This is a genomic window from Stenotrophomonas sp. Iso1 (genome assembly GCF_027497995.1).
Classification (GTDB): domain Bacteria; phylum Pseudomonadota; class Gammaproteobacteria; order Xanthomonadales; family Xanthomonadaceae; genus Stenotrophomonas.
On record NZ_JAODBT010000002.1, the window covers coordinates 903,339 to 917,469 of the forward strand.

Genomic DNA, 14,131 nt, shown 5'->3' on the forward strand with positions numbered 1-14,131 from the left:
TTCATGAGTACACGCAGACAGTTCCTGCAGACCTCGATGTTGCTGGGCGCCGCTGGCGCCGCACCGGGGCTGCTAGCTTCGCCGACGGGCGCATCCGGTGCTCGAGTGGTCTCCACCTGGGATTTCGGTGTGGGTGCCAACCAGGCTGCATGGAAGGTACTGGCTAGCGGCGGCAATGCGCTGGACGCCGTGGAAGCCGGTGCGCGCTGGGCAGAAAGCGAACTGTGCAATCCCACCGTTGGCCGCTGTGGCAATCCGGACCGTGATGGCGTGCTGTCGCTCGATGCCAGCATCATGGCCGGCGACGGCCGTTGCGGTTCCGTAGCGGCGTTGAGCGACATCCTGCATCCGGTATCGGTTGCACGCCGGGTGATGGAACAGACACCGCATGTGATGTTGGTAGGCGAAGGTGCCCAGCAGTTCGCTGTGCAGCAGGGCTTCGAGCGCCAGCATCTGCTCACGCCGGAAGCTGAGAAGGCTTGGCGTGAATGGTTGAAGACCGAACACTACGCGCCGCAGATCAACGCCGAGCGCCGGGGCCGCCCTGGTGACAAGGACAACCATGACACGCTTGGCATGCTCGCTATCGACGCACACGGGCAAATGGCCGGTGCCTGCACCACCAGCGGCATGGCGTGGAAGCTGCACGGTCGCGTGGGCGACAGCCCGATCATCGGTGCTGGCCTGTATGTAGACAATGAGGTGGGGGCCGCAACCGCATCGGGAGTGGGTGAAGAGATGATCCGCAATGCGGCATCGTTTCTGGTCGTCGAACTGATGCGACAGGGGCTGTCACCGGCCGACGCCTGCCGCGAAGCGATTGGCCGCCTCGTGCGTAAACGCCCGGAAGCCAGCCGCACGTTGCAGGTGTGCTTCCTGGCCTTGAACCGCAATGGCGAAGTCGGCGCATATGCCTTGCACCGTGGTTTCGTCTACGCCGTATGCGATGCAAAGCGACAGGACGCGCTGCTCGAATCGTCTTCGGTGTACACGAGCACGCAGACGTGACGGCAGGGTATCTGCTGGAGATCGCCTGCAATTCCGCAGCGTCTGCGCTGGCGGCACAGCAAGGCGGGGCAGACCGCGTGGAGTTGTTCGAGAACCTGGAGCAAGGGGGCACGACACCGGCTTACGGCACGCTTGCGGTGGCACGTGACCGCCTAACGATTCCCCTGTTCGTGCTGATTCGTCCGCGGCCGGGTGATTTTCTGTACGACACGCTTGAGCGCGACATCATGCTGCGCGACATCGAAATCTGTCGCCAGCTTGGTTGTGACGGCGTGGTGATTGGTGCATTGAATTCGACAGGTGATATCGACCTACCGTTGTGCCGCGAGTTGGTGGCCGCCGCCGGACCATTGGGCATCACCTTCCACCGCGCTTTTGATGCTGCACGAGATCTACCCGCCGCCCTTGAAGATGTAGTGATGCTGGGTTGCCAACGGATACTCAGTTCGGGCGGAGCGGCCAGTGCGCTGGATGGCAGTACGGCGTTGTCCCACTTGGTGGCACAAGCCGGTGCACGGATTCAACTGATGGCCGGTGCGGGTTTGAATGCACAGAACATCGCACTCGTGGCCAAGCAAAGCGGTTGCAGGCAGCTGCATGCGTCCGCCAAAGCGGTGCGCAGCTCGTCAATGCATTTCCAGAACCCGGCGTTGATCGGCCTGCAGAACGATTGGACACAAACGGATGCCGCGTGTGTAGCTGCGTTGCGGCAGGCGCTGCAACGCAACGCTTAAGGGCGTCGGTAGTCAGCGCAGGCGCGGAGGAGCTGTGCTCTTTTCGAGCAGCGTGCGCGCGCCGGCAATGAGCATGCCCAGCATCACTTCCATCTGCGCATTGCCATAGGTATCTACGCCCAACTCGGCAATCCTGCTTAGATTCTTATACGTGACAGGTTCCGCGTCCCGCAACGCAGCCTTGAGGGCGCGGGTACGGGGGCGATCACCTTCGGCGGATGACTGAGTGGCATCGCGCGCATGGCTCAGTGACATGGAAATCAACATCGCCACCAAGCGCACGGCTGTTTCATCAGCAAAGCCTGCGTCATTCAAGCGTTGGAACAACGCTTCGCTGGGCTCCAAAGCCCAGGCCGCGACGGAGCCGCCGAACCACAGGTATTCGGCCAGGCCACCAACGCCAAGCACGCCCTCGAAGAAACCCATGCCATAGATTCTGCAGGCGTCTTCCCAACTGTCCGCTTTGGTGACATCGGTTCCGGAAAAGCGTGCAGAAAACGCATCCATCGCTACCAAGCCAAGCAGTGTTTGTTTGTCTTTGACGTGGTAGTTGAGCGCCTTGCGATCCACCCGGAGGCGATCGGCCAGCGATTGCATGGACAACGCATCGACATCGATCAGCCGCGCGGCATCGACGATCTGCTGCAGATCAAGACCTGCGCGTTTGCCCGGCTTGCGTTGCGTAGCGGCGGTGGTTGGCTTGGGGGTTCTGGGCATGAATCACTATGACGGCGTCGGAGAGGGGCATTGTCAGTGCAACAAGGATTCGCGCCAACTCTATCCCGCCTGCGCGGTGTGGCAGGCGGTCGAGCCCGGTACGGCCCGGCGGATCGTTGCAGGCCAATAAATGCTGCAAGCGCACTTGACGACTAAAAACTTCTGGAATAGCGTCCGCAACAGCAATATTCCCGGGCGGGAATATTGTCTCTAAAGGACAACCAGATGAATACCAAAGCAAGCAACGTTGCGACCCAGCCGAACAAGGTAGTGACCCGCCAGCGGCTGTTGGGCAACGAAAACCGCTGGCGGCGCCACGGCGAGCCAACGCCTGCCGCCTCCGATGACGCAGTGGATGATGGCGTCTTCGGGCCGGGTTCGGTGGCCTGGGATGTGTTGTTGCACCCCGCCACGATCGTGTTCCAGACCGCCGCTCAGGCCGTACTGCAGTTCACCTACAAGCCTATCTACGCCGGCTTGCGTGATTGGGACCCAATGTCGCGTAAAGGTCGGGCAGGGCAGTTGACCATTTTTGATGTGTTCGACCGCCATCAACGCAACTCCGGTATCCACGCCCCCATGTGGCTGGGCGATACCGAAACCGCAAAGCGAGTGGCGCTGCACTTGGCGCGAATACACGACAAGGTAAAAGCTGACCTAATTGATGGCGGCGATCAGGCATTGGGAGGCTACGCGGCAAATTCACCGCGCGACTCGATGTGGGCAGCACTGACCGAGCTTCATTCAATGCTGTGGTTGTACGAAGGCTTGGCCTTCCGTGGCGGGTGGTTCCCGCGCCGTCTGCCTGCGGAAGTACGCGACCAATTCGTAGCTGAGGTAGCGGAGTACTGCAAATTGTTCCCGGCCCGCGAAGAGGCGCTGCCCACCACCATGGCCGAACTTCAGAGCCTGTATAAGCGCGACGATCGCCTGTTCGGTATGCCGCATTCCATGCAGACCATCCCTGAGACCGGTGAGAACTACCCGCAGGTAGTAATGGATTCAATCCATAAGAACCATCATCCATCGCAGTACCGAGTGAAGATCCAATTGTTCCTGCAGCAACGTGTGTTACGTCTGCCGGTATTGGGTGCGGTATCGGGCAAGACGCGTCGTTCAATGGGCATCGGCCCCTGGAAAGGGCGAGCGATTCTTGCTGCGCGTTATCTGCTGCTGCCGATGATCTGGTTTGTGCAGCAACCTCCCGTAGAACGCTATTTCATGCGGATGATGTGGGGCCCGGATGCGGTCAAGTTGATCCACGCGGCACGGCAGAAACAACGTGCCGCCCGGCAGGCGCGTCAGTAATAGACGACGCAGTGATGGCATGCATCGGCGACTCGTCCTGCGGCCGCATTGAAAGCGCCCGCGCGGCAAAAAATGTAACCCGGTAAGCATGATCTGGTTCTCACGGTAGGCGACACATCGCCTGCCGGCGTCGCCGCATGTCCTGAAGGCGGCAACTGAGGCCCCGAATCTGCTCTCCGGCCCCTCGGATGATCTTTTGTTGAAGAAACTGAAAATGAGCATTTCGACTATCTGCTGGACAACCCCCGCCATCAGACGCTGGTTGCAGGCAATGTCTGCAGCATGCATGTCATTACCCGCAGGCCTGGCCTGCGCGGCCAACACGGATGGCAACGTGGAAACCGCGTCCAATACAGCAGCACAAACCGTACCTTCCACGACAAACGATGAAGCAAGCATCTACGCCGCGTTTGATCGGTTGCGAGAGCAGGGCACCTTGGTCAAGGTGCCCTCTATCCGGGACTCGGTACTGCGCGATGCAGGAGGCTTTCGCTCGGCGCTTGCCAAGCATGGCATTGGCGTGACGCTGATCAGCCTCAACAGCTCTAATTACGATCTTTCCTCCCCGGTAAAGACACCGCCGCAGCGTTACAACGGCCAAGACCTGACCGGCACCAGCGTGCAGCAATTGCTCGTCACGTATGACTTGGGGCAGGAGGGAAATGACCAGAGTCAGTTGATCCTCGGGGTCACTTCGGTAGCGGTAAGCTGGGAGCCGTTGGGCCCGCGTACCAAAGCTTCGCTCAGCCGGCTGGCCTACTACCGCACCTTCAACAATCGCCAGTGGGAGCTCAAACTTGGCTATCTGAGCAACGGACTGGAATACATCGGCGTTTATACCGGCGGCTCGTTGGCCAGTAGTGCACAGGGGCCCAGCGCGGTGATTCCATTCCAGCTGGGCCTGGCCCGTTTGCCGATGGCCGCGCCGGGGCTGAACCTGCAGTACAACGGGAAAAACGGCTTCTACAACAAGCTGGGACTACAGCGCAGTACCAGCCCAGACGGCCCGCAGGCAGAGGTGGATACGCATTCGGCTGGCTTTCGTTTTCGCACGCCGCAGAGCAACCTGCTTGTCATCAACGAAGTGGGTGTCAAGCGCGATGCCACGCCCAGCCGCCAATCCGTTTGGTTGCGTGCTGGAGCCATCTTCAACAACTCCAATTACAAGCGCTTTGATGAATCCTCACGCAGTAATTCCAATCGGGCCTTATACGTCGCAGCCGATTTACAGCTGACCTTGCCGCCCAACCGCGTCCTGCCATTCCAAGGCTGGTACGCGGGTGCAAGCGTGAATTACGCACCGCAGGATAGAAACCTCTACTCCCGCTACTACGAAGCCCGTGCCTACAAGATCGGGACGTTTCAAAATCGCCCGCTAGACATGCTGTCAATGACTTACAGCCACACCAAATTCAGTGACGACGCGGCAGACCTGTACGCAGTACGCGGCTTGCTCAGCGAAAGCAGTACCTCCGCAGTGACCGTGTCGTATCTGACGCGCGTGCACTCTGGTACGTATCTGAGTACCGGTTTAAGTCATATTTCCAATCCCACGTTTAGTCCGCGCATGGATGATGCGTTGAATTTCATGGTGGGATTGAACATGTTTTTCTGAGCTGTTTGAGCAACGGGGGAGCAGCCTGGGACATATTCAGAAGCGGCCCTCGCGCTATGGCCGAGAGTTCCATGGCGTCTTCCAGATCGATGTCTTGCAGGAAGTCTCACTGACCTTCCAGGCAGAGCTCTCGCTTTACGCTGACGAGCTGAGCGGGGCTGTGTTTGCGAACGATTGCTTCACTGCAGCCTCGGTACTGAGGCTGCAGTTGCAGGGGAGGGCGGGACGCACTCGCAACACGACGGTTTGCACCGTGTGCAACGTTCAACGATCCCCCGCTCGTATGCCGCAGGCCGTGGCAGTTTGCTCACCATGCGCAGGTGCTGGAGTGGTGATGCCAAGTTGCCCGCAAATAATTTAGTGTTTCGTCACTAAATTGGTGAGGGTGGTTCACTCCCTGGCAGCTCAGCCCCCACACGTTCGGCGTCTGTTGCCTCACCAATCGGTGGGCGCATAGTCCTTCAGGAACTGGCCCCAGACATGCTCACCCGTGTTGAAGCCATGGATGATTGGGTCAACGATACGCGCGGCGCCGTCAATGATGTCCAGCGGAGGATGGAAGCGCTCTTCCTGCACCTTGCGTGCGGCAAGGCCTGCCGGATCTTCGTCGGTCACCCAGCCGGTGTCCACACTGTTCATGTGGATGCCGTCGTTCTGATAATCAGCCGCAGAGGTTCGCGTCATCATGTTCAACGCAGCCTTGGCCATGTTGGTATGCGGGTGCCGAGTGGTCTTGAAGTTGCGGTAGAACTGCCCCTCCATCGCTGACACGTTGACGATGTGCTTGTCGCGCTCAGGTGTCGCCAGCATCAGCGGCTTCAAGCGCGCATTGATGATGAAGGGTGCGATGGCATTGACCAACTGTGTTTCCAGCAGTTCCACCGAAGGCACTTCAGCCATGCGCAAACGCCAGGAATTGCTATCGCGCAGATCTACCTGCTGCAGATCCTGATCCAGCCGTCCTTCCGGGAACAGATGGTGCTGGCCCAGCAGTTCATCTGCCAGTAGCGGCACTTGCGACAACTCCGCGGCACGGGTCAGGCCATCAGCACCGTTGGAGCTTTGCGGTGCCGACAATGCGGCAGTGGCTGCAACAGGCAGTAAATCCGCACTGCGCAGGCCTTCGTACTTGCCAAGTAGCTTGCGGATTGTTTCGGGCAACGCCTGTAACGCCGCAGTTTCTCCGGCCATCATGTGCGCATAGAACTGCGGTGGACGGCGCACGGTCTGGCAGGCGTTATTGATGATGAAATCCAACCGTGTACGGGTGGCCAACAGTTCGCTGCAGAACGCTTCCACGCTGGGCGTGTGACGCAGATCCAATCCGTACACCTGCAAGCGGTGGCCCCAGATGGCGAAGTCGGGTTCTTCGGCATAGCGCGCGGCTGAGTCACGCGGAAAGCGCGTGGTTACAATCAGTTCGGCACCGGCACGCAACAGCTTCAGGCCGGCTTGATAGCCGATCTTGACGCGGCCACCGGTGAGCAATGCGACGCGCCCGCGCAGATCCGCGGTTTCTGTGCGCTTGATGTAGTTCAGATCGGCACAGGCCGGGCACATCTGGTCGTAGAAATGATGCAGCTGCGTGAATTTCTGTTTGCACACGTAGCAATGCCGCAGCTCCGGGGAGTGCACCGGCTCCTCCGCCGCAGCGATACCTTCACCGTTGTGCGCGTCATGTAGACCCGCGGCGTGCGGCGGGAAATAGTTTGGGGTGCTGAACACCGGCTTGCGGCGCAGGGCACGGATGCCGGTTTGTTCGAGCAGCGCCTCGGCCTTTCGTACCTTCTCTTGGTGGCGTTCACGCGCCTGCTGTTTGAGCATCTGCCGCCGCGCTTTGGGCTCAGGGTGATAGACCTTCGCTACCACCTGATGCAAGCGCACGCGGTCAGCCTCGGGTAGCGCATCAAGCATGCTGCGATCGGCTTCAATGGCCTCCAGTAGGTCCAGCGCTTCACGCAGGCGGTCAGTCAAGGGCAGGGCGGCGGCAAGGGGGGCGGCGATGGTGTTCAATTCAAATCCGGAAAGTGCGGCAGCAAGCCGAGAATGGACAGCAGAGCGATGACCGCCTCAATGCGGGTCCATGCTGTAGCGGACCTGGTATGCCAGGTCGGCGGCAATTGTCCCCGATATCAGGGCGTTGGCGCCAATGCCGGGGCTGGTTGCGGCAAACAAAGGACGCATGGACCTCCTTCACCGGTGAAGGTTTGCAGCCGCAGGCAGCCAATCGGTGCGGGGTTCGTTCCCCTGCAATCCCAAGTCCCGGGAGTTCAACTGAACTTCGTTTTGGCGCTTTATTTAGGCACCCTATTTAAGTGATTCGTCACTTAATTCAAGTTGAATAGCCTGGGATCTTGCAGACCGCCGAACGGCAGCATCTGAATCGCCCAGGCTTTTGTAGACAGTCTTCAGCTGCTTAGTGCGTACTGCCGCTCAAACTCTATCGGGGCGTTTCCGATGCGACTTACTACGTTTGGAAGTCGAAGTAAGGCGGCATGGAAGCTTCGGATATGCAGCGACTTCGTGACGTTGAAGCCGAGCACGCCAAGCTCAAGCGGATGTACGCCGAGCTGGCCATGGAGAACCATGCACCGAAGGATCTGATCGCAAAAACCCTGTAGAGCCGGCGCATAAGCGCCCGCTCTTGGCCTGGCTACAGAACAGGCGAGGGGCCCGCAGCAGGGCGGGCCCATGGCGTTGGCCGAGCGACTCAGAACACCCAGGTCACATTGGCCTTCAGGCCGTGGTCGCGAGCGCCATCGCCGTGCTGGCCGCTGTAGGCAGCGCCTACGGTCAGGTTCGGGCGCAAGGTGAGTACGACGCCGGCTTCGATGGCCAACGCGTCGTCGGCCACTGGCAGCCCATTGATGGCAAAGCCGCTGCTGCCGTCGTTGGCAAAGGACAGTCGGGCGCTTCCGGTCACATCATTGAAGGCATGCCGCCAGCCCGCCATCACCCGCCAGTTGGCCTGCAGGGTGCCGGCGCTGAAGGCGCTGCCTGCACGTACACCGAGCGTTGAGAACAGCGTATCGGTCGTCTCTTTGCGCGCAGTCAGTGCGCTGATGCCGGCATGCTCACGGAAGCTTTCCGAGGTCATGCCGACGTAGGCCAGGTTGGCAAACGGTTCCAGTTCGACCTCGCGTGTCGGGAGCTTCCAGCCCAGCTCGCCGAAGGCTTGAACGCTACTGGTGTGGTAATCGGCACGGTTGCGTTCATTGACGCCGGTGAAGGTGATCGTTCGGTCGGTTTCGATCAAATGGCGGCCAAACAGCGCGCCGCTGCGCAGCTGGAGCGCTTTGCCCAGCGTGGTGCCGGCGTACAGGCCAAGCTGGTAGCTGTCGACCCTGGCATGTGAGCGTCGTGGATCAATGTCCAGCTTGCTATGGCTTGCGGCGGCCATCAGGCCGACGTTCCAGTTGCCGAACTGACGGTCGCTACCGGCCACGATGCCGCCAGCGGAGCGCTTGCTGCGTGCCGCGTTGCCATCGCCATCCTGGCGACCCCAGCTGCCATACATCCGGCCCCATGCATTGCCATCAGTGGACAGGTCACTGGCTGCATCCTGTGCTCCTTGGCGCTGGCGCAAGCGGTCGATGGCTGCCTCGCGCACGAATCGACTGTCTTGGATCAGATTGGCGCGCACGCCGGCGTGCACTTCACCGGAGAGTTGGTCGAAGGCCGATACCGCGTTGCCTTCATCCAGCTGCACCACCGCGTCGTACAGGCTTTTACCTGCGCCCAGGTTCTCAATCGCGGTACTGGTGGCGACCTGGTTGGGCGTGGTGGCTACCGCTGGGAACAGCACGTGATTGCGGGCCAGCGTCAGCGACAGGGTGTGGCCATCGTTGGCCAGGGTCGGAGTCAGGAAGGCGAAATTGGTGCTGACTTCGTCAAAGGCGCCGCTGATTCCAGCACCGGCACTGAGCACCTGGTAGGTGGTGCTTGGAGACCAGCTGCCATCAGCGGCCAGCACCATGGCGCTGCCGCCCTTCAGGGCGATCGTGCCACTGGCATGGATGTGGTCGGCGTTGCCGTCAGGCGTCGCTTCGATCTGGTACGTGGAACCCGAAGCGAAGATGAGATCGCCGGCCACGTTCAACCGGCCGATGGAGTTGCCCGGCGCGATGGTGCCGCCGTCCATCACCACGGTGCTGCCGACGCTGCCGGTACCTTTGAGTGTGGCGCCGTCATGCACGTTCAGCGTCCCACCCAGTGCCCCGTTCACTGCCAGCGTACCGGCGTTGATGTGGGTGGTGCCGGTAAAGGTGGCGCTGTCGCCAGTCACATTGAGTGTCCCACCACCGCTCTTGTTGATGCGGCCGCTGCCAGTGAACAGGTTGGCGAAGCTCACATCGCTGTCCTGCTGCATCGATAGCGTAGCGGCCGCTGCGATATCGATTGCGCCGCTGCCGAGGTTGCTCGCGTTACCAACCAAGGTGCCTGCGGTAATGGTGGTGCCGCCGCCGTAGCTGTTGTTTCCGCTGAGCGTGGTGGAGCCGCTGCCGAGCAACCGCACAGCACCACTGCCGGAAATGTTGCCGGTAAACACCACGTCATCGCTGCGGTTGAACGCCAACGTGCCGTGGTTGAGTACATCGCCGGCAATCGCACCGCTGATGCCGCCATTGCCGACCTGCAGGGCGCCTGCAGTGACGGTGGTGCCACCGCTGTAGCTGTTGTTTCCGTTGAGCGTGGTAGTGCCACTGCCGATCTGCTGCAGCACGCCGCTACCAGTGATGTTGCCAGCAAAAGCGACGTCATCGCTGCGATTGAACGCCAGCGCAGCGTTGTTGATCACGTCACCGGTAATCGAACCGCTGATGCCGCCATTGCCGATTTCCAGGGTGCCTGCCGTGATCTCGGTGCCACCGCTGTAGCTGTTGTTGCTGGTTAGTGTCGTTGTGCCACTGCCGAACTGCCGCAGCATTCCGCTACCGGAGATGTCGCCGGCAAAAACCACGTCATCGCTGCGGTTGAACGCGAGCGCAGCGTCGTTGATCACGTCACCGGTAATCGAACCGCTGGTGCCGCCATCACCGATCTGCAAAGTGCCTCCGGTGATGGTGGTTCCACCGCTGTAGCGGTTGGCAGCGGAGAGGATCAAGGTGCCGCTGTCCATCTTCGTCAAACGTGCGCTGCCGGTGAGCTCGGTCGCGATATGGGTGCTCACGGGCGAAAGCGCGCCGTCGCCTACGCGGATGATCGCATTGGTGCCCGTCAGTTCAAGGGCATCGCCAGTGAGGGCATAGCCATCGGTGGTGAACTGCAGACCGGTAACGGCGACGGGCCCGCTGTGATCGTTGTCGACGGTCACCGTGCCGGCATTGCCCTGGAAGACGGCAAAGACCGGTTGAGGTGTGGCCGCGCCATTGTGTGTGCCATCGAGATCAGTCCAGTTGAGGCCGCCGGCGGTCCAGTTGCCGCTGCCACCATCGATCACACTGTTGTTGAAGTTTCCGGTGTTGCCGCCATCCCAGAACTGCAGCGTCTGACCTGCCTTGTTGATCAGATTGACCTGCCTGGCGACCGATGTCTGCACGCTGAAGTCGCTGCTGCCCACTGCCAGGCCCGCACCGGAAAGCGCGCCGGTGTAATCGGCCAGGCGATAGACGCCTGCGCTCAGGCCGCCGCCATCAAGCACATTGAGGCTGCCGTTGAGCGCCAAGTCACCGTTGACTGCAACCAGGGCGGTAGAGGAGGGGAGGCCGAGTATCGCGGTGACCTTCGCGTCAGCGCCAAGCGTGAGCGCCCCCGTGTGCAAGGTGCCCCCCCGCATCAATTGGAGCGTGCCGCCATCGTGGATGGTGATGGCGCCGGCAATCGTGCCGCTGCCGGCGAGGGTGCCGCCAGCGCCGACAGAGACCACGCCCTCGCCGAGCAGGCTGCCATTGACCACCAGGGTGCCCGCATCCACCGAGGTCGTGCCGGTGTAGACGTTGTTGCCGGTCAGCACGGTGCTGCCGCTGCCGCGCTGCTCCACCGCGCCACTGCCGGAGATGTTACCGGCCACCGTCAAGAGAGCGTTGCCGTTGAAGGCCAGAGTAGCGTCGTTGACCACATCGCCACTGAGCGCGCCGGCGCTGCCGCCATTCCCGATCTGCAGGGTGCCATTGGTGATGAGGGTGCCACCCGTATGCGTAGCCGCGCCAATCGACAGGGTGCCGCTGCCAAGCTGCTGCAGCACGCCGTTCCCCGAAATGTCGCCGGCAAAATTTACATCATCGCTACGATTGAACGACAACGTGGCGTTGTTGATCACGTCACCAGTAATGGAGCCGTTCGTCCCACCATCGCCGATCTGCAAAACGCCGCCAGCAACGGTAGTACTAACTTGGGTCAGGTCGCTATCAATGGTCCAGCTACCCGCACTCTGCTTGAACAGGATGCCGTCGAGATGCGTATTGCCGGTAACCGCAGCCGAAAATAGTTGTGATCCGGTGCCGTCCAAGGTCAGCAGGGAGGCCGTGTGCTTGCCGATATCCAGATCACCGTCAATGCGGGAGCCAGCGAACAGGGAGACCTGATTCACTTCGTCACTCAGGGAGACATCGCCTTCGATCATGCCGGCATTGCTCAGGGTAGTGGCATCGTGGCCATACACTGCGGTTTCGCCGGCATGGATCGTCGCGCCAATCTCGTTGCTCAGCCAACCACCCTGCGTGAGGGTCACACCTTGCCGCTGTCCGCTGATGGTGCCGCCGGCGGAGTTGATGACCGTTCCCACACCGCCGTCGATACTGATGCCGCGGCTGGTCCCAATGGTGCTGCTGGCGATGATCTTCCCGCCACGATTGATGACCGTGCCGCCTGCGCCAAGGATGACGCCGGATGCATCGCCGGTGATGCTGCTTCCTGCATTATTGGTGATCAATCCGGCGCCACCAAGAACCTGGATGCCGAGACTATCCGTGTCTGTACCGGCGATGGTCGCGCCGCTGTTGGTGACCGAACCACCCGCTCTCAACATCACGCCAAGGACCTTGCCGCTGATGCTGCCACCGGGATCGTTGTTGACCTGGCCACTGGCCCCATCGATGTGGACACCCCAGCTGCCCGCGCTGATTTCGCCTCCGCGATTGTTGATGGTGCCGCCGTCGTACAGCAGGACGCCATAACCGTTGCTGCGAATAGATGCGGTGGCCGCGTTGTTGATGGTCGCGCCGCCCGTGGACTGCACGCCGAAGCCGCTACCGGCCTGCTCAATCGCGCCGTGATTGTCGAGCGTGCCGTTGTTGTCGATGAACACCGAATTGGCAAGGGTGATCCCGGCATTGACCTGCAGGGTGGCGTTATCGCCGGCAGCGTCGTCGACCACCACCTGATGGCTACCCAGCGCCGAATCATGTGCAACTGCCAAGGTGCCGCCAAGCACTTGGGTGCCGATGCCGCTGTAAGCATTGGCACCTCTCAGAATCAGGGTGCCGTTGCCAACCTTGATCAAGCCGTTGCGCAGGCCGCTATTGATCAGGCTGCTGTCGATGGTGGCACTGACCCCAGTGTCGGTGTTGATCGTGGCGTAGCTGCCACTGGCCGGGCTCAATGCCAGGGTGCCGCCGGTGAGTAGATAGCCATTGCTTGCAAACTGCAGGGTGTCAAAGCGTTGCGTGCCGACCACGCTGACCGCCCCAGCAACGCCGCCAAAATGGGCCACCGAGCCTCCCCAGTGGCTGTTGATGGTGGCGCTGTCATTGGTCCACGTTGTATCGGCGCTATTCCAGTTGCCGATACCCCCAGCGCCCCCAATGAGGCCGCTTGGGCTGGTGTGGGAGCCATCCCAGAATTGAATGCTTTGGCCGGCGGCCAGCACCGTCAGGTTGACCTGGCCAGCGGTGGCCATATCCACCGCATGGCTGGCCACAGTGAAGCCCGCACGGGAGGAGCTGACATCGGTAACGTCGAAGGTGCCGCTGAGGTTGCCGCCGTAATTGAACAACCGGTACCAGCCGGCCGAGGCGGTCTGCGCCTGCAAGGTACCGCCCAAGGTGAGATCGCCACCCACCTCGACCAGATCATTGGCCGGTCCACCTGCAACCTCGGCCTGGCCAAGTTCGAACACACTGGTAGAGCGGGCATCGAGTGCCAGGTTACCTGCGATGCGCAGCGTGCCGGGGCTGTTGCCCGCTGACAGCGTGCCCAGCACGTTGACGCTGCCGCCGATCTGGCCACTGCCGGCCAGCGTGCCCGCAGCATTCACCTGCACATCGCCCGTCACCGAGCCGTTGATGGCCAACGTGCCGCCGCTCACGCGGGTGCCTCCGGTGTAGGTATGGGTGCCCGTGAGCGTGGTCGTTCCGGCCCCCACGTGAAGCAACGTGCCGGTGCCGCTGATGGCGTTGTCTACCACCAAAGCATCGCTGCGATTGAAGACCAGCGCGGCATTGTTGATGACGTTGCCACTGCCCAACGTGCCGGTGGTGCCACCGTCGCCCACCTGCAAGGTGCCGGCGTTGATGGTAGTGGTGTCGGTGTAGGTATTGGTGCCCGTGAGCGTGATCAAGCCACTGCCGCTCTGGGCGAATTTACCGATGCCACTGATGTCGTTGTCTACCACCAAAGCATCGCTGCGATTGAAGACCAGCGCGGCATTGTTGATGACGTCGCCACTGCCCAACGTGCCGGTGTTGCCACCGTCGCCCACCTGCAAGGTGCCGGCGTTGATGGTAGTGGTGTCGGTGTAGGTATTGGTGCCCGTGAGCGTGATCAAGCCACTGCCGCTCTGGGCGAATTTACCGATGCCACTGATGTCGTT

7 protein-coding genes and 1 pseudogene are annotated in these 14,131 nt (G+C 61.2%); 5 read left to right on the forward strand and 3 right to left on the reverse strand.

The features are described from left to right. Positions 1–3 precede the first annotated feature (3 nt). Positions 4–1,008: a N(4)-(beta-N-acetylglucosaminyl)-L-asparaginase gene (locus tag PAN08_RS12905; RefSeq protein ID WP_269791878.1), complete on the forward strand. Its 1,005-nt coding sequence runs from the start codon at positions 4–6 to the stop codon at positions 1,006–1,008. Continuing rightward, on the forward strand, positions 1,005–1,742 hold the full coding sequence (locus PAN08_RS12910; RefSeq protein WP_269791879.1) for a copper homeostasis protein CutC: 738 nt from the start codon (positions 1,005–1,007) through the stop codon (positions 1,740–1,742). Before PAN08_RS12905 ends, PAN08_RS12910 begins: the two co-directional genes overlap by 4 nt. Before the next feature lie 12 nt (positions 1,743–1,754). Here the strand turns inward: PAN08_RS12910 and PAN08_RS12915 are convergent, their stop codons facing one another. Continuing rightward, entirely contained in the window at positions 1,755–2,459 is a 705-nt protein-coding gene (locus tag PAN08_RS12915) for a TetR/AcrR family transcriptional regulator C-terminal domain-containing protein (protein ID WP_269791880.1), read from the reverse strand. Between the two features lie 225 nt (positions 2,460–2,684). Between PAN08_RS12915 and PAN08_RS12920 the strand changes: the two genes are divergently transcribed. Beyond that, positions 2,685–3,767 carry an oxygenase MpaB family protein gene (locus tag PAN08_RS12920; RefSeq protein WP_269791881.1) on the forward strand — a complete coding sequence of 361 codons (1,083 nt, stop codon included), beginning with the start codon at positions 2,685–2,687 and terminating at the stop codon, positions 3,765–3,767. Between the two features lie 199 nt (positions 3,768–3,966). Continuing rightward, positions 3,967–5,382 carry a carbohydrate porin gene (locus tag PAN08_RS12925; protein WP_269791882.1) on the forward strand — a complete coding sequence of 472 codons (1,416 nt, stop codon included), beginning with the start codon at positions 3,967–3,969 and terminating at the stop codon, positions 5,380–5,382. Positions 5,383–5,817: 435 nt separating this feature from the next. Here PAN08_RS12925 and PAN08_RS12930 read toward each other — a convergent pair whose 3' ends face one another. Next, positions 5,818–7,395, reverse strand: coding sequence for an SDR family oxidoreductase (locus PAN08_RS12930; RefSeq protein WP_269791883.1), 1,578 nt, complete (start codon positions 7,393–7,395; stop codon positions 5,818–5,820). Positions 7,396–7,829: 434 nt separating this feature from the next. Between PAN08_RS12930 and PAN08_RS12935 the strand changes: the two are divergent. Further along, positions 7,830–7,994: pseudogene (locus tag PAN08_RS12935) on the forward strand (transposase); the annotation flags it as partial. 98 nt (positions 7,995–8,092) lie between these two features. Here the strand turns inward: PAN08_RS12935 and PAN08_RS12940 are convergent. Beyond that, a complete protein-coding gene (locus tag PAN08_RS12940) occupies positions 8,093–14,125 on the reverse strand; it encodes an autotransporter-associated beta strand repeat-containing protein (protein ID WP_332840105.1) in 6,033 nt (2,010 codons plus the stop codon). Positions 14,126–14,131 lie beyond the last annotated feature (6 nt).

What these genes read in the sequence shown, in the direction of transcription:
- PAN08_RS12915 (WP_269791880.1), bottom strand. Translation starts at nt 2,459, where the DNA reads ATGCCCAGAACCCCCAAGCCAACCACCGCCGCTACGCAACGCAAGCCG.
- PAN08_RS12920 (WP_269791881.1), top strand. Translation starts at nt 2,685, where the DNA reads ATGAATACCAAAGCAAGCAACGTTGCGACCCAGCCGAACAAGGTAGTG.
- PAN08_RS12905 (WP_269791878.1), top strand. Translation starts at nt 4, where the DNA reads ATGAGTACACGCAGACAGTTCCTGCAGACCTCGATGTTGCTGGGCGCC.